Origin of the sequence: Microbacterium sp. Leaf351 (assembly GCF_001423825.1) — a bacterium.
Classification (GTDB): domain Bacteria; phylum Actinomycetota; class Actinomycetes; order Actinomycetales; family Microbacteriaceae; genus Microbacterium; species Microbacterium ginsengisoli.
Window position 1 is genome coordinate 11,344 of the sequence record NZ_LMPK01000007.1, and the last position, 574, is coordinate 11,917.

At 72.1% G+C, this 574-nt stretch carries 1 pseudogene; it reads right to left on the reverse strand.

Annotated features, from left to right (window positions below):
* Positions 1-561 (reverse strand): annotated as a pseudogene (locus tag ASG00_RS18830) (hydantoinase/oxoprolinase N-terminal domain-containing protein); the annotation flags it as partial.
* Positions 562-574: the final 13 nt, after the last annotated feature.

The following is a 574-nucleotide window of genomic DNA, read 5'->3' on the forward strand; positions in this document are numbered from 1 at the left end:
CGCACGCTCGATGTCCTCGAAGTGCTCGCCGGCGATCGGGCGCACGTAGGCGTTGGCGAGCGTCGTGACGGTGCGCTCGTACTCGCGGATCACGGGCACGAGATGTCCCGAGAGCGTGACGGGGACATCGGGGAGCCGCTCGGCGAGGATCTCGGCGATCGTCTCCTCATGGGCGGCGTCGACGTAGGAGTGCAGCAGGCACACCGCGATCGACTCCACGCCGGCCGCCGCGAGCTCGTCGGCGATGCGCTCGACGTCGGCGCGGTCGAGCGGGGTGAGCACCTCGCCGCGGGGGCCGCGACGCTCGGTGACCTCGAACCGCTCGGTCGGCGCCACGAGGGGGTCGGGCAGCTGCAGGCGCGGGTCGTAGAGGTCGTAGCGCCATTCGCGTCCGATCTCGAGCACGTCGCCGAAGCCCCGGGTCGTCACGAGCGCCGTCTTCGCGCCGCGACGCTCGATGAGCGCGTTGGTCACGAGGGTGGTGGCACCCACGACGGCGGAGTCGATCGCGTCGGTGTGGTGGTCGGCGTCGGCGAGCACCTGGGAGATGCCCGCGGCGATGGCGCGGCTGAAG